This window comes from Mesorhizobium sp. M6A.T.Ce.TU.016.01.1.1 (genome assembly GCF_003997065.1).
Taxonomy (GTDB): domain Bacteria; phylum Pseudomonadota; class Alphaproteobacteria; order Rhizobiales; family Rhizobiaceae; genus Mesorhizobium; species Mesorhizobium mediterraneum.
The window spans coordinates 522,898-548,919 of record NZ_RZTJ01000002.1 but is presented as its reverse complement, the minus strand read 5'-3'; the positions used below and the strand labels follow the sequence as shown (position 1 = coordinate 548,919).

Genomic DNA, 26,022 nt, shown 5'->3' with positions numbered 1-26,022 from the left:
GGAGGAGCGGACATTCGCCCTTCTCACTGTCGATCCGGACACGCCAAAGCATTCACGCACCCCGCCGAGTTCTCTGCCGCCGTCAATTGGCGGAATCTCGAAACACGCCGGCGTCCACGTCGAGCATGAAGCGGCTCACAAGAGCCGCGCATTCTCTATGATGGGTTTCCAAAAGCTGGTGTCCGCTTTCGAAGACGTGGATCTCCAGCGCATCAAGGGTGCGGTTGTATGCCATGATCTCGTTGATATCAAAGAAGGGATCGTGCCTACCCCAAAGCAGAAGGCACGGCGGCTGATGCTCGGAGTGGTAGGCCCGGATGGTCGGGAAACGCGCAATGTGCGACCCGTAATCGGAGAAGATCTTGAACTGGATATCGATGATTCCGGGCCGCGACAGACGCTCCCAGTCGAGATGCCAACCCTCGGGAGGATAGAGAGACGCCAGGCGCTCCGGCTGCTCTCCGACATACTGGTATCGGGTCGTCTCGAAATTCATCCAGTCGGGGAGCTTGGCCCTGTTCTCCTCGGTCGGGTCGGCAAAGAACGCCTTCGGGGCGTCCCATCCCTGCCCCAGCCCCTCCTCATGCGCATTGCCGTTCTGGACGATCAGACCACGGATGCGGTCCGGCCGGCGTGTTGCGAGGTGATAGCCTACCGGGGTGCCGAAATCGTGGATAAACAGGAAGAATCCCTCGAGGTCCAGCGCAGCGAGGAACGCGTCGATCGTGTCGGCAATGTTCTCGAACGTGTAGTCGTAGGCATCGGCGGATGGCGCGGAGGAGTAGCCGAAACCAGGCAGATCCGGCGCAAGGACATAGGCGGTTTCCGCCAATGGCTCGATGATGTTGCGATACATGTAAGACGAGGTCGGATAGCCGTGCAGCAGCAGGATCGCCGACCTCGCCGGGTCGCCGGCATGCCGGTAGAAGATGTCCAGGCCTTTGACATCGATGGTCTCGTGGCGGGTCTTGTGGTGATGGTTTTGCATCTCTCATTCCTCCTTCTCGTGCCGGACGTGACATCGCCCTGGCCTCGAAACCGGATTTCCATATTATAGCGGTTACAGTGCTTGTAACCGGATAACAGGTCAGACGAGGTTAGGTTCCGTGGCGAACGCACATACGCAATGGGTGCAGGAGCACTTCATTGGCGGGCACCCCGCCCTCGACCTGGCGAACGCCGTGTTCAATCGGCGGGTGCCCGAGCAGGATAACGAACTGCTTAAATCCGCCCGGGACATCGGAAACTGGTTCAAGGCATCGGGGCTTGCAGATGCTCGCCAGGCAGAAGCGGTCGCCAGCATAACGGGCGAACCGCTCATCGAACGGGTCCACGCGGTGCGGGAGGCGTCGGCCCGGGTCTTCGGGGCGATCGCCGCGGGCCGGCCCCCCGCGATGGAGGCGCTGAGCTTCCTGTTTTCCGGTGCGGCAAGCGGGCTTGCCGCCGGGTCCATCTTACCGACCGACGCGCGACCGGAACTCACTTTGGTCGAGTGGCGGAACCCGGCCGCCGTCACGGCCTTCCTGGCCGTGCTGTCGGTGGAAGCCTTCTTCACCCTGTCGCGGGAAAGGCTGCGCTCCTGTCCGCGCTGCGGCTGGCTTTTCCTGGACACGTCGCGAGGCGGGAAACGCCGCTGGTGCAGCATGCGGACTTGCGGAAACCGCGAGAAGGTATCGCGCCACAGGGAGCATGCCTAACCGAACGGCTTCATCGTGATGTAGCGGCAGAGACAAGACCACAGCGGATGCCGTCGGCCGCCACATCTATCTTGGCGCTACCGCGTCCAGTTGCGCAAATGCGCTATGGCTGCTCAGGTTCGGACCACGTCGAGGCCCGCGGAAGGCTGAAGGTCCGCTTCCAAGAAATCAAGCCTCAAAGCTGCCAATCCTGCTTCGGCCCAGAAGCAGTCATCAAAAAGGAGCCGAACTCGCCGGCTGAACTGGCCAAGAACTCTCGTGAATAACGGAGGTTTCTCGAGCCTACATGGCAGGTCAACACGGTTGTCCAGTCATCCTCCGGCAAGACGCGGCAGCAGGAAAATTTCAGCACTTTCTGGCAATTCCTTCGACCAGGTATCGCGATAGATCGTCCCGTCTATGGCGACGGCAATGCCGCGATCGATCAAGGGCTCCAGGCCGGGATACTGTTCAGCCAGCTTCCTGAACAGCTCCCTTATGTCCTTTGCTTCGATGTCGACCTTGTTCTTGCCTCCGGCGGCCGCGCCAAGCGATCCCCAGAGCGTCACTTCAACCATCAGCCTGCCCGTTCGGCCTCGATCGCCGCCAGGATGCGCGGCGGCGACATCGGGATATGCGTCATCCGCACGCCCGCGGCGTTCGACACCGCATTGGCGATCGCCGCCAGCGGCGGCACGATCGATGTCTCGCCGACGCCGCGCACCCCGTAAGGGTGGTTGGGGTTGGGGATCTCGAGGATCTGCGTGTCGATCATCGGCAGGTCCGAGCAGACCGGGATGCGGTAGTCGAGGAAGCCAGCATTCTGAAGCCGCCCGTCCTTGCCGTAGATATACTCCTCGTTGAGCGCCCAGCCGATGCCTTGCGCGGCGCCCCCCTGGTACTGTCCCTCCACATAGGTCGGGTGCACCGCCTTGCCGGCGTCCTGGACGACGGTGTAGCGCAGCACCTTCGTGGCGCCGGTCTCGGGATCGACCTCGATATCGCAGATATGGGTGGCGAAGGAGACGCCCGCGCCATCGGCGACGAGTTCGCTGTGGCCGGCAATCGGCCCTCCAGTTTTGCCCGACTCGGCCGCGATCTCCTTCAGCGACAGCTTTCCGAGGTTGCCGTGCTTCTCGCCCTTGGCGACCGCATGGCCCTGTTCCCAGGCCACGTCGTCGACGGAAATGTCCCACATCTGCGCGGCGCGTTCCCGCAGGACCTTGATTGCGTTGCGGGCGGCCGAGATCGTCGCCATGGAGGACGAGAAGGTGCCCCGACTGCCGTCCGTCATATCATTGTAACCGAGGCTGGAAGTATCGGCGACCACCGCCTTGACCTGCTCATAGGCGATGCCAAGTTCTTCCGCGGCCACCAGCGACAGCGAAGCGCGCGAGCCGCCGACGTCAACGGTTCCGACGGCAAGCGAGACCGAGCCGTCCATGCCGATGTTGAGGTCCGTACAGGTCTGGCCGCCGAAGTTGAACCAGAAGCCGCAAGCCATGCCGCGGCCCTGGTTCTTGCCGAGCGGAGCCTTCATGTGCGGGTGGTTCTTCGCCGCTTCGAGCGTCGGGCCGATGCCGATCGGGCCATATACCGGGCCGTAGGACGATCTGGTGCCCTCCTGCGCGGCGTTTCTGATCCGGAATTCGACCGGGTCCATGCCGATCTCCTTGGCCAGTTCGTCGATTGCGCTCTCCACCGCGAAGGCAGCCATCGGCGCTGACGGCGCGCGATAGGCGGCGGTCTTCGGCCGGTTGACCAGAACTTCATAGCCGACCGTCTTGACGTTCTCGAGCCTGTAGCAGGCAAACGCGGTCATGGCACCGATCTCGGCCCACATGCCGGCATAGGGGCCGCAGGAATAGCGCAAGGTCGCCTCGGCTGCGGTGATCGTGCCGTCCTTGCGGGCACCGATCTTGACGTCGATCGAGGTGGCACTTGTCGGCCCAGAGGCGCGGAACACCTCGTCGCGCGTCATGACCAACTTAACCGGCCGGCCAGCCTTGCGCGACAGCGCCAGCGCCACCGGCTCGGCCCAGACATGAGTCTTGCCGCCGAAACCGCCGCCGATCTCCGACGAGGTGACGCGCAGCTTCGAGGCTTCCATGCCAAGCAACTGGGCGCAATGCTGGCGATAGACGAAATGCCCTTGCGTGCAGACCCAGAGGTCGGCGGTCCCGTCGGAGCTGACATTGGCCACGCAGGCATGCGGCTCGATATAGCCCTGATGCGTCTGCTCGGTCTTGAAGGAACGTTCGACGACGAAATCGGCCTGGCCGAAACCCTCATGGATGTCGCCATGGCCATACTGGGTGCGCTTGGTGACGTTGGAAGGCTTGACGGGCTTCTCCTCAAGGCCCTCGGTGAAGATCGCGTCGTTGAGCAGGGGTGCCGTGTGCTTCATCGCCTCGTCGACATCGGTCACATGCGGCAGCACCTCATAGTCGACCTCGATCAGCTTCAGCGCTTGCCTCGCTATGCGGGCGTCGACCGCTGCGACCGCGGCCACCGCATGGCCGTCATAGAGCGCCTTCTTGCGCGCCATGCAGTTGTCGAGGATGTCGTACATGGCGGCATCGCCATCGGTGAGGTCAGGCAGGTCGGCGGCGGTGATCACCGCCTTGACGCCGGGGAGCTTCTCCGCCTTCGACGTGTCGATCTTCCTGATCGTGGCGTGGGCGTGCGGGCTTCTCAGAACACGCCCGACCAGCTGGCCGGCCATGTTGAAATCCGCGCCGTAGCGGGCGCGGCCCGTCACCTTGTCGACGCCGTCGGGACGGATGGGGCGAGTGCCGACGGATGTGAAATTGCGCCCCGCGAAACGTGGATCGAAATTCATCGTCAGGCTCCCTTCATCACGCTGGCAGCGTCCTGGACGGCGCGCACGATCTTGTCATAGCCGGTGCAGCGGCAGAGATTCCCGGCGAGGCCAAAGCGGATTTCCTCCTCGGTCGGGTCGGGGTTCTTGGCCAAAAGGTCCTTGGCCGCAATCAGGAAGCCCGGCGTGCAGATGCCGCATTGCAGTGCTGCGTGTTCGAGGAACTTCTGCTGCAGCGGATGCAGCGTGTCGCCATGCGCCATGCCTTCGACGGTCTCGACGCGCCGGCCCTCGGCCTCCGCGCCAAGCACCAGGCACGAGCACACCAGCCGGTCGTCGAGGATGATGCTGCAGGCGCCGCAATCGCCGGTGCCGCAGCCTTCCTTGGCACCGGTCAGGCCGAGGCGGTCGCGCAGCACATCGAGCAGCGTCTCGTCCGGTTGGCAAAGGTATTCGAAATTGTCGCCGTTGATTGTCGTTGAGACTGCTACGCCGGCCATCATTTGCCTCCTGCACGTGCATAGGCGGTCATGGCGGCCCGCCTGGCCAGCACACCCGCAACTTTTCTTCTGAATTCGACGGTGCCGCGCTTGTCGTCGATCGGACGGCAGGCCCCCGCGCAGACCTTGGCGAGCCGCTCAAGTGCTGCTTCGTCCATCTTCCTGCCGATGAGGGCCTCGGCGGCCTCCTCGACCAGCAGCACCGTCGCGGCCACGGCGCCCAGGGCCACGCGGGCCGCCTTGACGACACCTTGCTCATCGAGCGTCAGGTTCACGCCGGCGCTGACCACGGCGATGTCCATCTCCGTGCGTGGAATGAAACGCAGATAGGCATCGCCGGAGCGCAGCGCGCGCCTGTCGAGCAGGATCGCCTCGATGATCTCTCCCTTGGAGAGCGACGTCTTGCCCGGCCCGGTCGGCACGGTTTCCACTGGGATTGTGCGCTTGCCTCCGGGCCCGATAACCAACGCCCTGGCGTGGGCGGCCACCAGCGCCGGCACGCTATCGGCGGCCGGCGAGGCGTTGCAGAGATTGCCGACGATGGTGCAGCGCCCCTGTACCTGCTTGGAGCCGATCAGCTTAGCCGCTTCGACGACGCCAGGCCATGCTGTCTTCAGGGCCGCGTTCTCTCCCAATGCAGCGCAGGGGACCGCGGCACCAATGCTGAAGCCCTCCGCCGTTTCCCTGATTTCGCTGAGCCCATCGATCGCCTTGATGTCGACGATCAGCTCGGGTTCGATGAAGCCGCCTTTCATCCTCACCAGCAGGTCGCTGCCTCCGGCGAGAATGGCGGCTGTGCCGGACGAGCCGGTCAACTGGCCAACGGCGTCTTCGATTGAAAGCGGACGTATGTAACGCATCGTCTCCCCTTGGTTATCGCAATCTCATCAACCGTTATAAGGAGTCTCCTCACAATGGCCACCCGGTTCTGCATTTGCGGCAATTCAGCTAGGGCCAACCTGAAATGACGTGTGCCGTGACGGGATTTTTCAGACTCGGCGCCCGGCCGATTCCCACCTTTTTGGGTCCGATGCTCTCAGCGCCCCCTGGCGAGACTGCCGAGAATGCCGCGCACGATCGCCCGTCCCACGGACGAGCCGACCGAACGAACCACCGATTTGATCGCCGCCTCCGCCACCGTCTGGCGATTGGATGCGCGCCGCGCCGGTGCTCGGCCGGTGGTCTGGGGGGCGGGATCGTCATTGCCGAAGCCTGGAATGGTCCAGCGCGAGCGGCCGCTCTCCTGCTGCTGCGCCTCTGCGTCCAGAGCGTCCTTGGCTTTTTTCTGCAGCATCTCGAAAGCCGATTCGCGATCGATGGTCTGGTCGTACTGCCCCGCAACCGGGCTCTCAGTGATCAGCTTGCGGCGCTCGTCAGGCGTGATCGGACCAAGTCGTGACGACGGCGGGCGAACCAGCGTCCGTTGGACCATCGAAGGAGCGCCCTTCGCTTCCAGCGTCGAGACCAACGCCTCGCCAGTGCCGAGCTGTGTGATCACGGTCGCGCAGTCGAAGTCGGGATTGGGCCTGAACGTCTCGGCGGCCGTCCTCACCGCCTTCTGCTCCCGCGGCGTGTAGGCGCGAAGCGCGTGCTGCACCCGGTTGCCGAGCTGGGCCAGAACCGTTTCAGGGATATCCAGCGGATTCTGGGTGACGAAGTAAACGCCGACGCCCTTCGAGCGGATCAGGCGGACCACCTGCTCGACCCGGTCGATCAGCACCTTCGGCGCATCGTCGAACAGAAGGTGCGCCTCGTCGAAGAAGAAGACCAGCTTTGGCTTGTCGGGGTCGCCGACTTCAGGCAGTTCCTCGAACAGCTCCGACATCAGCCACAAAAGGAATGTCGCATAGAGCCGGGGATTCGCCATCAGCTTGTCGGCGGCCAGCACGCTGATGGCGCCGCGCCCGTCGCGGGTGGTGCGCATGATGTCGGCGATCCGCAACGCCGGCTCGCCGAAGAAATTCGTCGCCCCCTGCTGCTCCAGGACCAGCAAGGTGCGCTGGATAGCGCCGACCGAAGGCTTGGTGACATTGCCATAGCGAGCCCCGATTTCCTGGGCGCGATCGGCAATGTTGGCAAGAAGCGCCTGCAGATCCTTCAGATCCAGCAGCAACAGGCCCTCCTCGTCGGCGATACGGAAGGCGATGTTCATGATGCCTTCCTGTGCCTCGGAGAGGTTCATCAGCCGCGACAGAAGCAGCGGCCCCATTTCCGAGACGGTGGCGCGTATCGGATGGCCCTGCTCGCCGAACAGATCCCAGAAGATGACCGGAAACTCCTGGAATTCATAAGGATCGAGCTTGACCTGCTCGGCGCGCTTGACCAGAAAATCCTGTGCCGTGCCCATCATGGCGATACCGGACAGGTCGCCCTTGATGTCGGCGCAGAAGACCGGCACGCCGGCATTGGAGAAACCTTCCGCCAGAATCTGCAAGGTCACGGTCTTGCCGGTGCCGGTCGCACCGGTGACCAGGCCGTGGCGATTGCCATACTGAAGCAGCAGATTTTCGGCGCGCTGGTAGCTGTCATCAGGCTTGCGGCTGGCCCCTATGAAAATACTGGTGTCGTCAGCCATGTGTCGGGTCTCCGCAAACCTGAAGTGTTGAACGCCCTGATCTATTGAAAGTAACCGGGCTCGCCGCAGGTATAATGACGCCATTGCGCAGCGACAATGGCCATGGTCGAAATTGAGATTTTTGGAGCTTGCGGATTTTGCGCATGTTTGGCAATCGGTTGACGGTTCACTGTCGCAGGAAGCGTGTTGCATTGTGATCTGCGACTGGGAACCGTAGACTGACGTTCCAGGCCGATGCGGCCGATAAGACGAGGAGAGCGGATGGGCGCCGGTGCCTTGAACCACGATGCCGAACTTCCGAACCCTGACCGGCAGCGGTGGCTGGCCCTTGCGGAAAAAGCCCTGGCCGGCGGATCCTTCGAGGAAAAGCTCGTGTCCCATACGGACGATGCGATCCGCATCGAGCCGCTCTATGATCGTTCGGTCACCGCAGAGCCTCTCGCGCGGGCAAATCCCAGATCGCCCTGGATCGTCAGCCAGCGTATCGACGATCCGGATATCGATCGCGCCAAGGCCCAAGCCCTGGAAGACGTCGCACAGGGCGCCACCGGATTGTCGCTTGTCTTCGAAGGCGCGCCGAATGCATTCGGCTACGGTCTGCCGAGAACTGCCGAGGCGCTGGAGACCGTGCTGGACGGCGTGCCGCTCAATCGCACCCAGGTCCGCATCGACGCCCATCCCTGGAGCCGCGCCGTGGCCGACTGGCTGGTTGCGTTCTTGAGCAAGCGCCGGTCAGATCCGGCAAAGCTCAACCTTTCATTCGGCATCGATCCGGCGGCGATATTTGCCGGAACCGGCCGGTTGCGCATGTCGATCGAAGCCCTGCAGGCGTCGATGCCGCAGTCCCTGGCGCATTTTTTCTCGATGGGCGTGCCCGGGGTTCTGCTGGAGGCAGACGGGCGCGTCTTCCACAATGCCGGCGCCACCGAAGCGCAGGAGCTGGGCACCATGATGGCTTCGGCGGTCTCCTATCTCCGGATGTTCGAGGAGGCGCGCCAGCCGCTTGTCTATGCGGCGCCCCATATCGGCTTTGCGCTGAGCGTCGACCAGGACCAGTTCGTGTCGATGGCCAAGGTCAGGGCCCTGCGCAGGCTGTGGGCGCGTGTTCAGGAGGCATGCTCGATCTCCGCCTCTACTGCCAACATCCATGCCGAGACGTCCTTCCGAATGATGACTTTGGCAGACCCGGAGACAAACATCCTGCGCAGCACCATTGCCGGTTTTGCCGCGGCGGCCGGCGGGGCGGATTCGATCTCCATGCTGCCGCATACGATAGCGCATGGCCTGCCGGCGGGCTTTGCCCGCCGTGTCGCCCGCAATACGCAACTGATCATGGCCAACGAAAGCCATATCGATCATGTCGTCGACCCTGCTTGCGGTTCGGGCGCCGTCGAAGCACTGACCGCCGAACTCTGCGAAGCGGCCTGGGAAGAATTCCAGCGGATCGAGGCGGAAGGTGGCGTGCTGTCCAGCCTGCAGCAAGGACACATCCAGAAACGGGTTCAGGCCGCCTCCGCCCGCCGCAATGCTGCCTATCAGGCGGGCGAGCGGGCCATCATCGGCACCACGCTTCACCCGTCGAAGACCGAACGTCCGGTCGAAACGCTGGCGGCGGAGCGGCGGCCCGCCGTCACCGAGGGCGTGGCAGTGTGCGAGCCGCTATTTCCGGTCCGCATCGACCAATCGATCGGAGCAGCGCCATGATCCCGGATTTCAGCCAGATCGGCTGGTCGGCGCCGCGCCGGGCGCCGGTGGAGGTAAAGGGCCAGCGGATGACGCCGGAAGGACTGGCCATCAAGCATCTGTACAACCAGGGCGACCTCAAGGGATTGCCGCATCTCGACACTTATCCGGGCCTGCCGCCATTCGTGCGCGGCCCCTACCCGACCATGTATGTCCAGCAGCCCTGGACGATCCGGCAATATGCCGGCTTCTCGACGGCGGAAGAGTCGAATGCTTTTTACCGGCGCAACCTTGCGGCCGGCCAGAAGGGGCTGTCGGTCGCTTTCGACCTCGCCACGCATCGCGGCTACGACAGCGATCATCCGCGTGTTGCCGGCGATGTCGGCATGGCCGGCGTCGCCATCGATTCCATCCTCGACATGCGCCAGCTCTTCGACGGCATCCCGCTTGATGAAATGACGGTGTCGATGACGATGAACGGCGCGGTGCTGCCGATCATGGCGCTCTACATCGTGGCGGCGGAAGAACAGGGGGTTGCGCAGAAGGATCTCGCCGGGACCATTCAGAACGACATCCTGAAAGAGTTCATGGTGCGCAACACCTACATCTATCCGCCAAAGCCTTCGATGCGGATCGTGTCCGACATTTTTTCCTACACTTCGCAGCACATGCCGAAGTTCAATTCGATTTCGATCTCCGGCTATCACATGCAGGAGGCAGGGGCGACCGCCGACCTCGAGCTCGCCTATACGATCGCCGACGGCATCGAGTATGCCCGCGCCGGCGTCGCCGCCGGTCTCGATATCGACCGCTTCGCGCCGCGCCTTTCGTTCTTCTGGGCGATCGGCATGAACTTCTTCATGGAAGTCGCCAAGCTGAGGGCGGCGCGCCTTTTGTGGTCGAGCTTGATGCTGAAGAACTTCTTGCCGAAGGACGAGCGTTCGCTGTCGCTGCGCACCCATTGCCAGACTTCGGGCTGGTCACTGACGGCGCAGGACCCCTACAACAACATCGTCCGCACCATGATCGAGGCAATGGCGGCGACGCAGGGTCATACGCAATCGCTGCACACCAACGCCTTCGACGAGGCGATGGCGCTGCCGACGGACCATTCGGCTCGCATCGCCCGAAACACGCAGTTGATCCTGCAAAAGGAATCCCGCACCACCCGCATCATCGACCCGTGGGGCGGCTCTGCCTATCTCGAACGGCTGACACATGATCTGGCGGCGCGCGCGCTTGCCCATATCGAAGAGATCGAGGGCCTGGGCGGCATGGCCGCCGCAACCGAAAAAGGCATACCCAAGCTGCGCATCGAAGAGGCTGCCGCGCGCACGCAGGCACGGATCGACTCCGGTGAGCAGATACTGGTCGGCGTCAATGCCCACCGCCCCGGGACTGATATCGAGGTCGACGTGCTGAAGATCGACAACGCCGAAGTCAGAGCGCGACAATTGTCGAAGCTGCAAAGGCTGAAAGGCACACGCGACGTCGGCGCGGTCGAGAGCGCGCTGGATGCGCTGAGCCGCGCTGCGGAGAGCGGCGAAAATCTGCTGGAGTTCGCCATTCGCGCCGCACGCGCCAACGCCACGGTCGGCGAGATTTCGCTGGCGCTGGAAAAGGTCTTCGGCCGCCATGTCGCCTCGGTCCAGACGATCTCCGGCATCTACCGCAAGGCGCTTGGCGACAATCCGGTGGTCGACCGGCTACAGGACAAGATCGTGGCGTTCGAGGAGAAATCCGGCGGCAAGCCGCGCATTCTCGTTGCCAAAATGGGACAGGACGGCCATGACCGCGGCCAGAAGGTCATCGCCACTGCCTTTGCCGATCTCGGCTTCGACGTCACCGTCGGGCCGATGTTCCAGACGCCGGAAGAGATCGCCAGGCTCGCGGTCGAGCATGACGTGCATATCGTCGGCGCCTCGTCGCTGGCAGCGGGGCACCTGACGCTCATTCCCGAACTCAAGGATGCGCTGAAGAAGCTCGGGCGCGACGGCATGCTGATCGTCGCCGGCGGCGTCATCCCGCCGCAGGATTACGATGCCGTGCTGCAGGCGGGTGCCGCGGAAATCTTCCCGCCAGGCACAGTCATCCCTGAAGCGGCGGAACGGCTGATCGATCGGCTTCTGCAAGTCAAGTAATGTGAGTTATAATGTCTGTTGCAACGACAGCACGTTGAGTTATAATCAGCGTTGCAACAGGATGTCTCACCATGAACACGACCATTCGCAAGATCGGCAATTCCGAAGGCGTGATCCTGCCCAAGGAAATTCTCGACCGCCTGAACCTGAAAGCGGGCGACAGCATCGTTATCGTCCAGGAGGGCGATGAGCTTCGCCTGCGCCGCACCGAGGACACCGCCGAAGAGTTCGAACGCAAGATGAAGATCGCGCGTGAGCGGATGAAAAAGTACGAGGTTGCCTACCGCGCGCTCGCAAAATGACCGAGTATCATTCGAGAGAATTCGTGGAGGCGCTTCACGCCGAGCAGTTGCGCCTTCACGGAGGAGCAGCAGGTATCCGCGACCAAGGAATGCTGGAGTCGGCGCTTTATCGACCGCAACAGAGAGAGATCTATGACGAGCCCGACCTCTGCGAGTTAGCATCCGCGTATCTTTTCGGCATCGCCAAGAACCATCCGTTCGTCGATGGCAACAAACGCACCGCTTTTGCCGCAGCCGACCTGTTTCTCTATTTCAATGGGCTGAGTGGCGAAGCCGAGCAGGCGGATATCATTCAATTGGTCATGATGGTCGCCGCCGGCGAGATCGACGAGGCCGGCGCGGCGGCATTCTTCCGCGACCATGTCATCAAGGTCGAGGACTAATTGTCGGAGAGCTTGACGATCTCCCATTCCTTGCCGTTCACCACGGCAATTTCGCCGATCCTCTTGCCGTACAAGGCCAGGGCCATCGGTGAAACATGTGAAATTGTGCCCTTGGCCGGATCGGCCTCATCCTCGCCGACGATCTTCCAGTGTACCTTCCTGCCGTCATCGCCTTCCAGCGTGACGCCCATGCCGAAGCGAACCAGGTCGCTGCCCGGTTCCGGCACGGAAAGCTCGGCGCTTTCACGCCGCGCGGTCCAGTAGCGCAGGTCGCGCGAGATGAGCGCGATGCGCTCGCGATCGGCCCTCTTCTCCGCCCTGCCCAGGTCATCGCGCAGGGCAGCCAGTTCGGCGTCGATCATCGCCAGGCCGCGTTCCGTCACCAGATTGCGGTGATGGCTGATCGGCCGCTCGCCGATGCCGGCAATGGCGTTTTCGCTATCCTCTTCGCGCGTGAAGGCTCTGCTCATTAATCGAACTTATGCCTCGCGCGGCGACTTCACAAGCCATTGCCGCAAACCGGGCCGGGGCCGATCCGGCCTGGCACGATTCCTGCGGTGCGATGGCCGAACGCTGGGAAACTGTGCCGATGTTGAACAGACGAAAATTGCTTACGCAGACCGCCGGCTTTGCCGTCATGGGCCTCTCGCTCGGCAAGGCAGCGGCGGCCAGCCTGCCCGGTATCGACAATGCCTCGATGCGCGGCTCGATCAATGCTGCTGACCTCGGCGTGCACCCCGGCGCGCTTGACGACCAGAGCAAGGCCTTCGCCCAGCTGCTGCGCAACGCAAACGACCGCGACATGCCGGTGTTCCTGCCGCCGGGAACCTATGTCGTATCCAACCTTTCGCTGCCCAGCCGTGTCAGGCTTTCCGGCGTGCCGGGTGCATCGCGGATCGTCTATGGCGGCAACGGCCATCTGCTCATGGCGGAACAGGCCGAGCACATCGAATTCACCGGGCTGGTGTTCGACGGCACCAACCGCTGGATGGGCGACTACGCGCAAGGACTGCTCGACCTGCGCCGCGTCGCTCACCTCGTCATCGACAATTGCCAGATATCAGGCAGCGGCAAGAACGGCCTGGCGATCGAGCACGCTTCGGGCCGCATCGAGCGCTCGGAAATATCAGGCGCTGCCGACGCCGGCATCTATTCGGTCGAAGCCACCGGCTTGGCGATATCAGGCAACACTGTGTCCGACTGCGCCCATGGCGGCATCCTCGTGCACCGCTGGCAAGCGGCCGAGGACGGCACGATCGTCAGCGGCAACCGCGTCGAGCGTATTCAGGCGCGTAGCGGCGGAACCGGCCAGAACGGCAACGGCATCAATGCGTTCCGCGCCGGCAACGTCATCATCTCGGGCAATATCGTCTCGGACTGCGCGTTTTCGGCGATCCGCGCCAACAGCGCCAGCAATCTGCACATCACCGGCAACACCTGCTCGCGGTCGGGCGAGACCGCCGTGTATTCCGAATTCTCGTTCGAGGGGGCGATCCTCAGCAACAACATCATCGATGGCGCCGCCAACGGCATCTCGATCGTCAATTTCAACGAAGGCGGCCGTATGGGCGTGTGTTCAGGAAACATCGTCCGCAATCTCTCGACCAGCGGCCCCTATGTTGCCGATCCGCCCGGTTTCGGCATCGGTATCAACGTCGAGGCCGATACCACCGTCTCCGGCAACGTCGTCGAGAATGCGCCGCTCTACGGCATGCACATCGGCTGGGGGCCGTTCATGCGCAATGTGGTCGCTACCGCAAACGTCATCCGCAAGGCCGGAACCGGTATCGCCGTCACTGTGGTCGAGGGCGCCGGAACGGCGGTCATCTCCGACAATGTCATCGATGGCGCCCAAAACGGCGCGATCGTCGGCCACCGCTGGGCCGAGCCGGTGACCGGCGATCTCGCCTCATCTGGCAATGCCGGCTATGCGCATCTGACCATCGAGCGCAATCATGTGAGCTGAATGCCGTTCTCAGCTCAATGCGGCGGTGGGCCTGACAGCGCCAACCTTGGCGCCGACCCGGCTTTGGATGGGTGGATTTGCCTGCTCGATCAGCTTCGCCGCCAGCGCCTTGTCGGCGTGCAAAAGCCTGGCCATGCATGCCGCGACCATGACTTCCGCCGCACGGCCAGCGCCATCATCGCATTTCAACGCCACGCCAAGGCCAAGCTCGGGCAAAGCCGCGCAATAGACGCCTTCGGCCCCTCCCTTCACAAAAATCCGGCCGGGGGCGGCCTCCATCAGCGCAACATCAGCCCTGCCTGTGCCGGCAACCAGAAAGGGCTCGACCATGCAGGCGGAAAGCAGCCGCTTTGCGGCCTTGGCGCGCACGGGTTCAAAGCCGACGCCGGTCGCCATGCGGGCAAAGCCGAGCGCGAAGCTGCGTAGCGGCACGGCATAGGTCGGGATCGAGCAGCCGTCGGTGCCGCAATGATCGATGTCATGGGCGGCCCCGGTCACCGCTTGCATCGCATCGCGCACCATCTCCTGCGAGGCATGGCCTGATTTGACATAGCCGCGATGGGCGATACCGGCGTGAACGCAGGTGCAGAGGAAGCCCGCATGCTTGCCTGAGCAATTGTTGTGCAGCGCGTTTGGCAAGGTGCCGGCGCTGGCCAGCGCAACCGTCGCATCATGGCTGGACGGCCAATGCGCGCCGCATTCCAGCGCCGCCACGTCCAGTCCGGCTTTCGCCAGCATCGCCCGCGCCAGTTCGACATGCGCCGGCTCGCCGGAATGCGAGGCGCAGGCAAGCGCCAGTTCGCGGTCGCCGAAGCCAAACGCGTCGGCGGCGCCGCTTTCGACCAGCGGCAGCGCCTGGATAGCCTTGACCGCTGAGCGCGGAAATACCGGGCGGGCCGTATCGCCGATTTCCCAGACCGAGTTGCCGTCGGCATCGAAAACCGCAACGGCGCCACGATGCGCGCTCTCGACCACAGCGCCGCGCAAAACTTCGACCAGAACCGGATTTGTCATGATTTCCCCGCTAACGCATGACCTCGAAAATCGGAATCGATTTTCGAAAAGGATCACGCGTAAAATCAAAGTGTTACAGCGTCCTTTGCGCGCCCTAACGGGGCGCGGGGCGCTGTAATGCGGGCCGCTTTTATCTGATCCGGTCGAGAATGGAAACGTAGTTGGCGACTGCGGCGCCGCCCATGTTGAAGATGCCGCCGAGCTTGGCGCCCGGCACCTGGATGCCGCCGGCTTCGCCGACGAGCTGCATGGCGCTCAGCACGTGCATCGACACGCCGGTAGCGCCGATTGGATGACCCTTGGCCTTCAGCCCGCCGGACGGATTGACCGGCAGCCGGCCGTCCTTCGCCGTCTCGCCATCCAGCGCCAGTTTCGCGCCCTCACCCGGTTTCGCCAGGCCCATCGCCTCATATTCGATCAGCTCGGCGATGGTGAAGCAGTCATGCGTCTCGACGAAGGACAGATCGTCGAGCGTCACGCCCGCCTTCTTCAGCGCCTGGTTCCAGGCATGCTCGCAGCCTTCGAAGGCAAGGATGTCGCGCTTCGACATTGGCAGGAAATCCTGCACATGCTCGTTGGCACGGAAGGCGACCGCGCGGCGCATCTTCAACGCCGTCGCCGTGTCGGCAAGGACAAGGGCTGCGGCGCCGTCCGAGACCAGCGAACAGTCGGTACGCTTCAGGGGACCGGCAACGAATGGGTTCTTCTCGCTCTCGTGCCGGCAGAACTCATAGCCGAAATCCTTGCGCATCTGCGCATAGGGATTGTCGACGCCGTTCTTGTGGTTCTTGGCGGCGATCATCGCCAGCGCGTCCGACTGGTCGCCATAGCGCTGGAAATAGGCTTGCGCGATCTTGCCGAAAACGCCGGCGAATCCTGCCGGCGTGTCGCCCTCCTCGGGCAGATACGAGGCCCTGAGAAGGTTCCTGCCGATCTCTGGGCCGGGCGTTGTCGTCATCTGCTCGGCGCCGACCACGAGCACGATACGGGCCGCATTGGCGTCGATGGCGCGGATGCCTTGCCTGACCGCCGCCGAACCAGTCGCGCAAGCGTTCTCGACGCGGGTTGCCGGCTTGAAGCGCAGCCGGTCGTCGGCCTGCAGGACCAGGCTTGCGGTGAAATCCTGCGCGGAAAAGCCGGCATTGAAGTGGCCAAGCACGATCTCGTCGACCTCGTCCGGACCGATGCCGGCATGATCGAGCGCTTCGGTTGCGACCTTGGTGATCAGACTCTCCAGCGTCTCGCCTTCGAGCTTGCCGAAGCGCGAATGCGCCCAGCCGACGATGCATGCTGTCATGGCAGTCTCCATCCTGCAGGCCCGGGCTACTCGATGTCACGGCGCGCCTCAGCATTGTTCAAGCATGAACCGTTCCGCCGACTTCGTGAAGGGGCCAGAACCACACAATCGCTTGATCTTGATATCTGGTCATAGCGCCTGACCTTTGCCACAAAATCAGGCTGGATTTTTGTTGATTGATCCGTCAATAAAAAATAATCTTGTCGCAACAGGGCCGGAGCAAGAATGCCGAAAGTCGGAATGGAGCCGTTGCGCCGCAGGGCGCTCATCGACGCGACGATCTCAGCGATCGGCGAGCGCGGCTCGCTTGATGTGACGATGTCGGAAATCGCCGGGCGCGCCGGCGTGTCCTCGGCGCTTGCCCATCACTATTTCGGCGCCAAGGACGAACTTTTGCTGGCAACGATGCGGCATATCCTGGCCGAGCTGACCGCCGACATGCGGCGCGCGCTTCGATCGGCCAGCACGGCACGCGAGCGCGTCTCGGCGGTGGTCGCCGTCAATTTCTCCGACGCCCAGTTCCAGCCGGAGACGATTGCGGCCTGGCTCGCCTTCTATGTCGAGGCGCAGAAATCGGCAGCACTTCGCCGCCTGCTTAAGGTCTATGCGAGGCGCCTGCATTCCAATCTGTTGAGCGGGCTGACCGGCATCCTGCCGAGAAGCGAAGCCGACCGTGTCGCCGAGGCGACCGCTGCGCTGATCGACGGGCTGTATATCAGGCGCGCGCTGAAGGACGGCGTGCCCAATGCCGCGACTGCGATCGCACTGATCGAGGATTATCTCGAAACGAAACTAAGCCGGCGGAGCGCGCAGTGACGTCCAAGCGACCCAATTTTCTGATCGTCATGGTCGATCAGCTCAACGGCACATTGTTCCCGGATGGGCCAGCGGACTTCCTGCACGCGCCGCATCTGAAGCTACTGGCGGCGCACGCGACGCGCTTCAAGAATAACTACACCGCCTCGCCGCTCTGCGCACCGGGCCGGGCAGCGTTCATGAGCGGCCAGTTGCCGTCACGCACCGAGGTCTATGACAACGCTGCCGAATTCGTCTCGTCGATCCCGACCTATGCGCATCATCTGCGCGCCGCCGGCTACCATACTTGCCTGTCCGGCAAGATGCATTTCGTCGGGCCGGACCAGTTGCACGGCTTCGAGGAGCGGCTGACCACCGACATCTATCCGGCCGATTTCGGCTGGACGCCGGACTATCGCAAGCCCGGTGAACGGATCGACTGGTGGTATCACAATCTCGGCTCGGTGGCCGGTGCCGGTGTCGCCGAGATCACCAACCAGATGGAATATGACGACGAGGTCGCTTTCCACGCGGTGCAGAAGCTCTATGATTTCGCTCGCGTCTCCGACGACGCTTCGCGCCGGCCGTGGTGCCTGACGGTTTCCTTCACCCATCCGCACGACCCCTATGTCGCCCGGCGGCGCTATTGGGATCTCTACGAGGACTGCCCGGCGCTTGAGCCCGAGGTGGGCTTCATTCCCTACGACAAGCAGGATCCGCATTCGCAGCGGCTCTACCGGGCCAGCGACTATGACAGCTTCAAGATCACGCCGGAGCAGATCCGCCGTGCGCGGCGCGGCTATTTCGCCAACATCTCCTATCTCGACGACAAGGTCGGCGAATTGCTGTCGGTGCTGCAACGCACGCGAATGCTCGACGATACGATCATCCTGTTCTGCTCGGATCACGGCGACATGCTCGGCGAGCGCGGCCTGTGGTTCAAGATGTGCTTTTTCGAAGGCTCGGCGCGGGTGCCGCTGATGATCGCCGGCAAGGGCATACACGCCAAGCTGATCGAGACCCCAGTCTCCAATCTCGATGTCACGCCGACGCTTTGCGACCTCGCCGGCATCGACATGAGCGCGATTGCGCCATGGACCGACGGCCAGTCGCTGCTGCCGCTGCTCGACGGTAAGGAACGCACTGCGCCGGTGCTGATGGAGTATGCTGCCGAAGGCTCCAACGCGCCGATGGTGGCGATCCGCGAGGGCCGCTACAAATTCATCCATTGCGAGATCGATCCGCCGCAACTGTTTGATCTTGAATCGGATCCGCTCGAGCTGACCAATCTCGCCGCCGACCCGGCACATGCCGCTTTGGTTGCTGGTTTCACCGAAAAGGTCCGGGCGCGCTGGGACATGGCGGCCTTCGACGCCGCCGTGCGCACCAGCCAGGCGCGCCGCTGGGTGGTCTACCCGGCGCTGCGCAACGGCACTCACTACCCCTGGGAATTCCAGCCGCTGCAGAAAGCTTCGGAACGCTACATGCGCAACCACATGAACCTTGACCTGCTCGAAGAGCAGAAGCGCTTTCCGCGAGGCGAATGATGGCACTTGTTCCCTCGCTCGCTGATTTCATGGCGCATATGAACCATGCTTGAGGCGGATTTCGTCATCATCGGCTCCGGCTCGGCCGGCTCGGCCATGGCCTACCGCCTGTCGGAGGATGGCAAGCATTCGGTGATCGTCATCGAGTTCGGCGGCAGCGATGTCGGGCCGCTGATCCAGATGCCGTCGGCGCTGTCGATCCCACTCAACATGAGCCTCTACGACTGGGGCTTTGCCAGCGAGCCGGAGTCGCATCTCGGCGGCCGCGTGCTGGCGACGCCGCGCGGCAAGGTCATCGGCGGCTCGTCCTCGATCAATGGCATGGTCTATGTACGCGGCCACGCCCGCGATTTCGACCATTGGGCCGAACAGGGCGCGGCTGGCTGGGGGTTTGCCGACGTGCTCCCCTACTTCAAGCGCATGGAGGACAGCAATGGCGGCGAGAATGGCTGGCGCGGCCACGGCGGCCCGCTGTCCGTGCAGCGCGGCTCAAGGACCAACCCACTCTACGGCGCCTTCGTCGAGGCAGGCCGTCAGGCCGGCTTTGAGCTGACCGACGACTACAACGGCGCGAAGCAGGAAGGCTTTGGGCCAATGGAGCAGACCATTCGCGGCGGCCGCCGCTGGTCGGCGGCGAGCGCCTATCTCAGGCCGGCGCTGAGGCGGAAAAATGTGAGCTTGGTCAAGGGCTTCGCCCGGCGGGTGATCATCGAGAATCAACGCGCCACTGGTGTCGAGATCGAAACGCGCAAACGGATTCAGGTGGTCAAGGCGCGACGTGAAGTGATCGTTGCCGCCTCCTCGATCAATTCGCCCAAGATCCTGATGCTGTCCGGCATCGGCCCGGCCGAACATCTCAGGGAATACGGCATTCAGGTGGTGGCTAACCGGCCCGGCGTCGGCCGCAACCTGCAGGACCATATGGAGCTCTATATCCAGCAGGAATCGACGCAGCCGATCACGCTGAATTCGGTGCTGAACCCCTTCTCCAAGGCAATGATCGGCGCGCAATGGCTGTTCTTCAAGTCAGGTCTCGGCGCAACCAATCATTTCGAGGCGGCCGCCTTCGTGCGCTCGCGCGCCGGCGTCGACTATCCCGACATCCAGTATCATTTCATCCCGGCGGCGGTTCGCTATGACGGCAAGGCGGCGGCGAAGGCGCACGGTTTCCAGGCGCATGTCGGGCCGATGCGATCGAAATCGCGCGGTTCTGTCACGCTGCGCTCGCCCGACCCCAGGTCGAAGCCGGTGATCCGCTTCAACTATATGTCGCATCCGGACGACTGGACCGAGTTCCGCCACTGCATCCGGCTGACGCGTGAGATCTTCGGCCAGTCGGCATTCGATCTTTATCGCGGCGAGGAACTCTCGCCGGGCTCGCACGTGCAGTCGGACGACGATCTCGATGCCTTCATCCGCGACCATGCCGAAAGCGCCTACCACCCTTGCGGCACCTGCAAGATGGGTCGCGCCGATGATCCGATGAGCGTCGTCGATCCGGAATGCCGTGTCATCGGCGTCGAAGGGTTGCGGGTCGCCGATTCCTCGATCTTCCCGCGCGTCACCAACGGCAATCTCAACGCGCCGTCGATCATGACAGGCGAAAAGGCCGCCGACCACATTCTTGGCCGCACGCCGCTGGCGCCGTCCAACCAGGAACCATGGATCAATCCGCGCTGGCAGGTGTCAGACAGATAGGCCATGATCCGGCGGACTGCTCCGTTCTGGCGAAGACGATTGGAGAACAGCTATGCGCGCCCAACCAACGGCATCGCACTATGTCAACGGACGCTACATCGACGACGAGCAGGGTGCGCCACTGCCGGTCATCTATCCGGCAACCGGCGAGACCATCGCGATGCTGCGTTCGGCGACGCCGAACGTGCTGGAACTCGCGATCGAAGCGGCGCGTGCAGCCCAACCGGCCTGGGCGCGGCTGAAGCCGGTCGAGCGCGGACGCATCCTGCGCCGCGCCGCCGACATCTTGCGCGCGCGCAACGCCGACCTGGCGCGTATCGAGACGCTCGATACAGGCAAGGCGATCCAGGAGACGCTGGTGGCGGATGCGCCGTCCGCCGCGGATTGCCTCGAATATTTCGGCGGCGCGGTCGCTGCCTATAATGGCGAGGCCTTCGATCTCGGCGGACCCTTCGCCTATACGAGGCGCGAGGCGCTGGGCGTCTGTGTCGGCATCGGCGCCTGGAACTATCCGATCCAGATCGCCGGCTGGAAATCGGCACCCGCACTCGCCATGGGCAACGCCATGGTGTTCAAGCCGTCTGAGAACACCCCATTATCGGCGCTGGCGCTCGCCGAAATCTATACCGAGGCCGGCCTCCCCGACGGGCTCTTCAACGTGGTGCAAGGCTATGGCGATGTCGGCGCCGGCCTCGTCGGGCACGATGTCGTCGCCAAAGTCTCGGTGACGGGCTCGGTGCCGACTGGGCGCAAGGTGCTTTCGCTCGCCGGCTCGAAGATGAAGCACGCCACCATGGAGCTCGGCGGCAAGTCGCCGCTGATTGTCTTCGACGATGCCGATCTCGAAAACGCCATTGGCGGCGCCATGCTCGGCAATTTCTATTCGACCGGCCAGATCTGCTCCAACGGCACGCGAGTCTTCGTGCAGAAGGGCATCCACGACCGTTTCGTCGAACGGCTGGTCGAGCGGACCAAGAAGATCCGCATCGGCGATCCGCTCGACCCGGAAACGCAGATGGGACCGCTGGTCTCGAAGGCGCAGCACGAAAAGGTCATCGGCTATATCGAGGCAGGCAAGCAGGATGGCGCTGTGCTCGCCTGCGGCGGCAATGTGCCTTCGCTGCAGGGTTTCCAGGGCGGCTTCTTCGTCGAGCCGACTGTTTTCACCGGCGTCACCGACACGATGCGCATCGCGCGCGAGGAGATTTTCGGGCCGGTGATGAGCGTGCTCAAATTCGACGGTGAGGACGAGGTGATCGACCGGGCCAACGATACCGAGTTCGGCCTTGCCGCGGGTGTGTTCACGCGCGACCTGCCGCGCGCCCATCGCGTCATCGCCGAGCTGCAGGCCGGCACCTGCTGGATCAACGCCTACAATCTGACGCCGGTCGAAATTCCCTTCGGCGGCTTCAAGCAGTCGGGAATCGGGCGGGAAAACTCGCTTGCCGCGCTGGCGCTCTATTCGCAGCTGAAGTCGGTCTATGTCGAGACCGGGGATGTGGCGAGCCCGTATTGAGGCACGCGGCTACTGCTGGTCAGCCGCAGTATTTGCCAGACTGGAAATCCGGTCGGATGCAAGCTCGATGAATGCCTTGACCAGGGGCGAAAGATGCCGGCTGCTCGGATATAGGACATGCAGCCCGCCAGCCGGCGTCGTGTAGTCCCGGAGAACGCGGCTCAGCCGCCCCCCATTGATGAGGGGCTCGGCGATGCTGTGCGGCAATTGGGCGATGCCGAAGCCTGCGAGCGTGGCCGCAACGACCGCCTGCATTTCATTAGCGGCGAAGCGCCCGGCCACCGTGACCGTCTCCTGACCGTGTGGCCCGTCCAGCACCCAATGGGTGCCGGAGGTCGAAGGGCCTGCGATGACGCACTGATGGTGCGCGAGATCCGCCAGGCGTTTCGGCATCCCGTGCCTTGCGAGATAGTCCGGGCTGGCGCAGAGCAGCCTGTGCGTGGAGCCGAGTTTGCGGGCAATCAGCGTCGAATCCTGTAGGATGCCGGTTCGGAAGGCGAGATCTATACCGTCCTCAACCAGGTTGAGCTTGTCGTCGGTCAGGCGGAGCTCGACCTTGGTCTTCGGGTACATTGCCAGAAAGTCGACCACGGCAGCTGTGAGGAAATGGCTCCCGAAGCCAACGGGCGCCGAAATGCGAATCGTGCCCGATGGCTCCGCCTTCGCTTCCGCAAGGCGCAGATTTGCTTCCGCGATCGTCCGCAGCGCCTGGCTGCTCTGCTCGTAATACAGACGCCCGGCATCCGTCACGTTGAGGCTGCGCGTGGTGCGCTGCAGCAGGCGGACCCCAACCTCACGCTCGAGCGCGGCAACGCGTCGACTGACCGTCGTCTTGGGCATGGCAAGCAGCCGCGCGGCAGCGGTGAAGCTGCCAGCTTCGACGACGCGAGCGAACACCACGATATCATTGAGATCGATCATTGTATCCACACATGGGACAAAGTTTTCCAATTATATGCAATTGTGCATCAATGTGACAGACCTTAATTTTGCTCCACCGCAAAAAAGGAGCAACCACATGACCACTAAACGAAGCGTTCTAGTCACCGGCGCCACAGGCCAGCAAGGCGGCGCAGTTGCGCGTGCCTTGCTGTCGAGCGGACATCGCGTCAAGGCATTGACGCGCAGGCCGGACAGCGATGCCGCGCGGCAATTGGCGTCGGCAGGCGCCGAGATCGTGACCGGCGATCTCGGCGATACGGCCTCCGTTATGAAGGCTGCAAAAGACGTCGACACCATGTTCTTGATGGGCAACAGCTACGAGGCCGGGATGGAAGAGGAGACCCGCCAGGGGATTCTAGCCGCCGATGCAGCCAAGGCTGCCGGCGTCGGGCATCTGATCTATTCGTCCGTTGCCGACGCCAACAAGAAAACCGGCATCCCGCATTTCGAAAGCAAATATCTCGTCGAGCAGCATGTCGAACGGCTCGGCCTTCCCTATACAATCAGCGCCCCGGTTGCTTTCATGGAGAATTTCGTCGCGCCGTGGTCGATCGGCGCGCTCAGCCAAGGCACGCATGCTTTCGCAGTGCCCGCCAAACGCCCCCTCCAGCTGGTCGCCCTGGCGGACATCGGCGCCTTTGTTGCCACCCTGGTCGAGCGGCGCGAGCGCGTGTTCGGCAAGCGTTTCGATTTCGCCGGAGACGAGTTGTCCGGCGAAGACCAGGCCAAGATCCTTTCGCAGGCCATCGGCCGCCCGATCAACTATCAGGAAATTCCGATCGCGGTGGCCCGCCAGCAAAGCGAGGACGTAGCGCTGATGTTCGAGTGGTTCGACCGCGTCGGCTACGACGTCGATATCGCGGCTTTGCACCGAGATTTCCCGGAGGTCCGCTGGCACAGTTTTGCTGACTGGGCGCGGAAGTTCGACTGGAACGCTCTTGAGCAGGCATCTTAAGCCCGACTGAGTTCCCGTTTGCGATGATGCCCGGCGGAAGCGGATCAGCGACAAGCTGGACCGCTTCCCTTGCATGGTCCTCTCACCCTGGATGCGATGAGGCGCTACCTAGAAGGTCTGATTGTAAGCGCCGACTTCCGGGCTGCGGCGCAGCACTGCATCGACGCCTTCGAACATCTGCCGGCGCCGCTCCGACGACACCGGGCTCTCCACCACCACGACAAGCTCCGGCTTGTTCGATGACGCCCGCACCAGGCCCCAGGTGCCGTCCTCGGCAACGACGCGCACGCCATTGACTGTGATCAGCTCGGCGATCTTCTGGCCGGCGAAGACAGTGCCGTCCTGCTTCATGGCCTGGAAATCGGAAACGACCCGCTCGACCACACCGTATTTCAGCTCGTCGGCGCAGTGTGGCGACATGGTCGGCGTGCCGAAGGTCAGCGGCAGGGCGCGATAGAGATCGGCCATGCTGCTGCCCGGGCTGCGATCCAGCATCTGGCAGATGGCGATGGCTGTGATGAGACCATCGTCATAGCCGCGCCCAATCGGCGGATTGAAGAAGAAATGACCGGATTTCTCGAAACCAGCGATGGCGCCAAGCTCAGCCACGCGCCGTTTTATGTAGGAGTGGCCGGTCTTCCAATAATCGGTGACGGCGCCATCGGCGCGCAAGGCGGCGTCGGTGTTGAACAATCCGGTCGACTTGACGTCGACGACGAAGGTCGAGCCGGGATGCAGTCGCGCGATGTCGCGCGCGAGCATGACGCCGACCTTATCGGCGAAGATCTCGTTGCCTTCATTGTCGACCACGCCGCAGCGGTCGCCATCGCCGTCGAAGCCAAGCCCGACGTCGGCTCCCGTCTCCAGCACCTTGTCGCGGATCGCGTGCAGCATCTTCATGTCTTCGGGATTGGGATTGTAGTTCGGAAATGTATGGTCGAGCTCGACATCGAGCGGGATCACCTCGCAGCCGATCCGCTCCAGCGCTTCAGGCGCGAAGGCGCCGGCAGTGCCGTTACCGCAGGCGGCGACCACCTTGAGCTTTCGTGATATGCGTTTCCCAGTGGTCAGGTCGTCCAGATAGGTTTTGCGGAAATCCGCAACGAAGTCATAGGAGCCGCCGCCGACAAGGTCGAAGTCGCCGGCAAGCACGATCGTCTTCAATGCGCTCATTTCCTCCGGACCGAAGGTCAGGGGACGCGCCGCCCCCATCTTGACGCCGCTCCAGCCGTTTTCGTTGTGCGAGGCGGTGACCATGGCGACGGACGGCGTATCGAGCGCGAACTGGGCGAAATAGGCCATCGGCGACAGCGCCAGCCCGATATCCCTGACCCGCGCGCCGGCGGCCATCAGCCCGGAAATCAGCGCCAGCTTTATCGCCAGCGAATAGGAACGGAAATCATGCCCGGTCACGATATCCGGCCCGGCGCCCAGGCGCCGGATCAACGTGCCGAGCCCCATGCCCAGCGCCTGGACACCGATCAGGTTGAGCTCCGGCGGCTCCGCAGAGCCCGGATGGCCGAACCACCAGCGCGCGTCATACTCACGAAAGCCGGACGCCTTGATAAGCGCCGAGGTTTCAAACTCGAAGGTGTTGGGACGGGCTTCGCTAACGATCTTCAGGGGCAAGACAGCAACTCCAAGCGGCTGGAATCAGAGTGGTTTCAACGCAGGTGGCCGATGCCTATAACACGAGCCTTTAAGCCGTGTTTATCCCCCAGGAAACTGAAACCTGTATGACGTTAAAGCGAAAGCGGAAGAAATGCGACAGAAGCGCTGCCATTGGCGCTTGCAGGAACGAAGTGCGGCGGCTATAAGCCCGCGGTCTGGTCACGGAGTGTAGCGCAGCCTGGTAGCGCACATCGTTCGGGACGATGGGGTCGCAGGTTCAAATCCTGCCACTCCGACCAGAAAAAACAAATACTTAGGCGGCCCGAATACCGCCTACCCCACAGAAAACCGGAAACAGCATCTAGGCACCTCGGTGCAGCTGGCAGACGCATGATTATCAAGCGCTATCTATGCCATTGCACCCGCCAGCCCGGATCGGCTTGTTTCCGCACCGACCAAAGCCAAGACCACATTAACCACTCGCGATTTTGCAGATGGTGCTCTCTGAGGCCGCGCCATCCAAACTAGTCTGCTGCGCGCCAAAAGCTCGCAACCGCCGACAGCTGTCGAATGACTTCAATGGGCAGGAAGCGGTCCGAC

General features: G+C 63.1%; 22 protein-coding genes and 1 tRNA gene. 12 read left to right on the top strand and 11 right to left on the bottom strand.

Going from position 1 to position 26,022, the window contains the following annotated elements; genetic code table 11:
- Positions 1 to 82: 82 nt before the first annotated feature.
- A complete protein-coding gene (locus EOC94_RS05875) occupies positions 83 to 988 on the bottom strand; it encodes an alpha/beta fold hydrolase (RefSeq protein WP_127204090.1) in 906 nt (301 codons plus the stop codon).
- A gap of 118 nt (positions 989 to 1,106) precedes the next feature.
- Here EOC94_RS05875 and EOC94_RS05870 point away from each other — a divergent pair, with 118 nt between their 5' ends.
- A complete protein-coding gene (locus EOC94_RS05870; RefSeq protein WP_095486525.1) occupies positions 1,107 to 1,697 on the top strand; it encodes a CGNR zinc finger domain-containing protein in 591 nt (196 codons plus the stop codon).
- 311 nt (positions 1,698 to 2,008) lie between these two features.
- Here the strand turns inward: EOC94_RS05870 and EOC94_RS05865 are convergent, their stop codons facing one another.
- From EOC94_RS05865 to EOC94_RS05845, 5 genes are all read right to left on the bottom strand, one after another.
- A complete protein-coding gene (locus tag EOC94_RS05865) occupies positions 2,009 to 2,254 on the bottom strand; it encodes a MoaD/ThiS family protein (protein ID WP_127289094.1) in 246 nt (81 codons plus the stop codon).
- Entirely contained in the window at positions 2,254 to 4,518 is a 2,265-nt protein-coding gene (locus EOC94_RS05860; RefSeq protein ID WP_126102935.1) for a xanthine dehydrogenase family protein molybdopterin-binding subunit, read from the bottom strand. The genes EOC94_RS05865 and EOC94_RS05860 overlap by 1 nt, the downstream gene beginning before the upstream one ends.
- A 2-nt stretch (positions 4,519 to 4,520) precedes the next feature.
- Positions 4,521 to 4,997 carry a (2Fe-2S)-binding protein gene (locus tag EOC94_RS05855; RefSeq protein WP_126107184.1) on the bottom strand — a complete coding sequence of 159 codons (477 nt, stop codon included), beginning with the start codon at positions 4,995 to 4,997 and terminating at the stop codon, positions 4,521 to 4,523.
- Positions 4,997 to 5,857, bottom strand: a complete 861-nt coding sequence (locus EOC94_RS05850) for a xanthine dehydrogenase family protein subunit M (RefSeq protein ID WP_127289092.1) — start codon at positions 5,855 to 5,857, stop codon at positions 4,997 to 4,999. The genes EOC94_RS05855 and EOC94_RS05850 overlap by 1 nt, the downstream gene beginning before the upstream one ends.
- Before the next feature lie 176 nt (positions 5,858 to 6,033).
- On the bottom strand, positions 6,034 to 7,572 hold the full coding sequence (locus EOC94_RS05845) for a helicase HerA-like C-terminal domain-containing protein (RefSeq protein WP_126102936.1): 1,539 nt from the start codon (positions 7,570 to 7,572) through the stop codon (positions 6,034 to 6,036).
- A 261-nt stretch (positions 7,573 to 7,833) separates the two neighbouring features.
- On the opposite strand from EOC94_RS05845, the gene EOC94_RS05840 reads away from it, so the two are divergent.
- The 4 genes from EOC94_RS05840 to EOC94_RS05825 all read left to right on the top strand — a co-directional run bounded on the left by EOC94_RS05840 (position 7,834) and on the right by EOC94_RS05825 (position 12,081).
- Positions 7,834 to 9,276, top strand: coding sequence for a methylmalonyl-CoA mutase subunit beta (locus EOC94_RS05840; protein ID WP_127289090.1), 1,443 nt, complete (start codon positions 7,834 to 7,836; stop codon positions 9,274 to 9,276).
- On the top strand, positions 9,273 to 11,396 hold the full coding sequence (gene scpA, locus EOC94_RS05835; RefSeq protein ID WP_127289088.1) for a methylmalonyl-CoA mutase: 2,124 nt from the start codon (positions 9,273 to 9,275) through the stop codon (positions 11,394 to 11,396). The genes EOC94_RS05840 and scpA overlap by 4 nt, the downstream gene beginning before the upstream one ends.
- A gap of 71 nt (positions 11,397 to 11,467) precedes the next feature.
- Entirely contained in the window at positions 11,468 to 11,698 is a 231-nt protein-coding gene (locus EOC94_RS05830) for an AbrB/MazE/SpoVT family DNA-binding domain-containing protein (RefSeq protein WP_127289086.1), read from the top strand.
- A complete protein-coding gene (locus EOC94_RS05825; protein ID WP_127289084.1) occupies positions 11,695 to 12,081 on the top strand; it encodes a type II toxin-antitoxin system death-on-curing family toxin in 387 nt (128 codons plus the stop codon). The genes EOC94_RS05830 and EOC94_RS05825 overlap by 4 nt, the downstream gene beginning before the upstream one ends.
- On the opposite strand, the gene greA is transcribed toward EOC94_RS05825, so the two are convergent.
- Positions 12,078 to 12,551, bottom strand: coding sequence for a transcription elongation factor GreA (gene greA / locus EOC94_RS05820; RefSeq protein WP_126102940.1), 474 nt, complete (start codon positions 12,549 to 12,551; stop codon positions 12,078 to 12,080). The two genes, EOC94_RS05825 and greA, sit on opposite strands and share 4 nt — an antisense overlap.
- A 119-nt stretch (positions 12,552 to 12,670) precedes the next feature.
- On the opposite strand from greA, the gene EOC94_RS05815 reads away from it, so the two are divergent.
- Positions 12,671 to 14,047: a TIGR03808 family TAT-translocated repetitive protein gene (locus EOC94_RS05815; protein ID WP_127289082.1), complete on the top strand. Its 1,377-nt coding sequence runs from the start codon at positions 12,671 to 12,673 to the stop codon at positions 14,045 to 14,047.
- A 9-nt stretch (positions 14,048 to 14,056) separates the two neighbouring features.
- Here the strand turns inward: EOC94_RS05815 and EOC94_RS05810 are convergent, their stop codons facing one another.
- Both EOC94_RS05810 and EOC94_RS05805 read right to left on the bottom strand, forming a co-directional pair.
- Positions 14,057 to 15,061 carry an asparaginase gene (locus tag EOC94_RS05810; protein ID WP_127289080.1) on the bottom strand — a complete coding sequence of 335 codons (1,005 nt, stop codon included), beginning with the start codon at positions 15,059 to 15,061 and terminating at the stop codon, positions 14,057 to 14,059.
- A 130-nt stretch (positions 15,062 to 15,191) separates the two neighbouring features.
- On the bottom strand, positions 15,192 to 16,358 hold the full coding sequence (locus EOC94_RS05805) for an acetyl-CoA acetyltransferase (RefSeq protein ID WP_126102943.1): 1,167 nt from the start codon (positions 16,356 to 16,358) through the stop codon (positions 15,192 to 15,194).
- A 225-nt stretch (positions 16,359 to 16,583) separates the two neighbouring features.
- Between EOC94_RS05805 and betI the strand changes: the two genes are divergently transcribed.
- Genes betI through betB form a run of 4 tightly spaced genes read left to right on the top strand, consistent with a single transcriptional unit; the run spans position 16,584 to position 21,914 of the window.
- Positions 16,584 to 17,174 (top strand): transcriptional regulator BetI, encoded by a 591-nt coding sequence (betI, locus tag EOC94_RS05800; RefSeq protein WP_095486514.1) that lies wholly within the window; start codon positions 16,584 to 16,586, stop codon positions 17,172 to 17,174.
- Positions 17,171 to 18,700, top strand: coding sequence for a choline-sulfatase (gene betC, locus EOC94_RS05795; protein ID WP_127289078.1), 1,530 nt, complete (start codon positions 17,171 to 17,173; stop codon positions 18,698 to 18,700). The genes betI and betC overlap by 4 nt, the downstream gene beginning before the upstream one ends.
- A gap of 45 nt (positions 18,701 to 18,745) precedes the next feature.
- Positions 18,746 to 20,398: a choline dehydrogenase gene (betA, locus tag EOC94_RS05790; RefSeq protein WP_127289076.1), complete on the top strand. Its 1,653-nt coding sequence runs from the start codon at positions 18,746 to 18,748 to the stop codon at positions 20,396 to 20,398.
- A 52-nt stretch (positions 20,399 to 20,450) separates the two neighbouring features.
- Complete coding sequence (gene betB / locus EOC94_RS05785) at positions 20,451 to 21,914, top strand: betaine-aldehyde dehydrogenase (protein WP_127289074.1); 1,464 nt, start codon at positions 20,451 to 20,453, stop codon at positions 21,912 to 21,914.
- A gap of 9 nt (positions 21,915 to 21,923) precedes the next feature.
- On the opposite strand, the gene EOC94_RS05780 is transcribed toward betB, so the two are convergent.
- Positions 21,924 to 22,835, bottom strand: a complete 912-nt coding sequence (locus EOC94_RS05780; protein WP_127289072.1) for a LysR family transcriptional regulator — start codon at positions 22,833 to 22,835, stop codon at positions 21,924 to 21,926.
- A 97-nt stretch (positions 22,836 to 22,932) separates the two neighbouring features.
- Here EOC94_RS05780 and EOC94_RS05775 point away from each other — a divergent pair, with 97 nt between their 5' ends.
- Entirely contained in the window at positions 22,933 to 23,811 is an 879-nt protein-coding gene (locus EOC94_RS05775) for an NmrA/HSCARG family protein (RefSeq protein WP_127289070.1), read from the top strand.
- A 108-nt stretch (positions 23,812 to 23,919) separates the two neighbouring features.
- Here the strand turns inward: EOC94_RS05775 and EOC94_RS05770 are convergent, their stop codons facing one another.
- Positions 23,920 to 25,440 (bottom strand): phosphomannomutase/phosphoglucomutase, encoded by a 1,521-nt coding sequence (locus tag EOC94_RS05770; RefSeq protein ID WP_127289068.1) that lies wholly within the window; start codon positions 25,438 to 25,440, stop codon positions 23,920 to 23,922.
- A 204-nt stretch (positions 25,441 to 25,644) separates the two neighbouring features.
- Here EOC94_RS05770 and EOC94_RS05765 point away from each other — a divergent pair.
- A tRNA-Pro gene (locus tag EOC94_RS05765) sits at positions 25,645 to 25,721 on the top strand.
- Positions 25,722 to 26,022 lie beyond the last annotated feature (301 nt).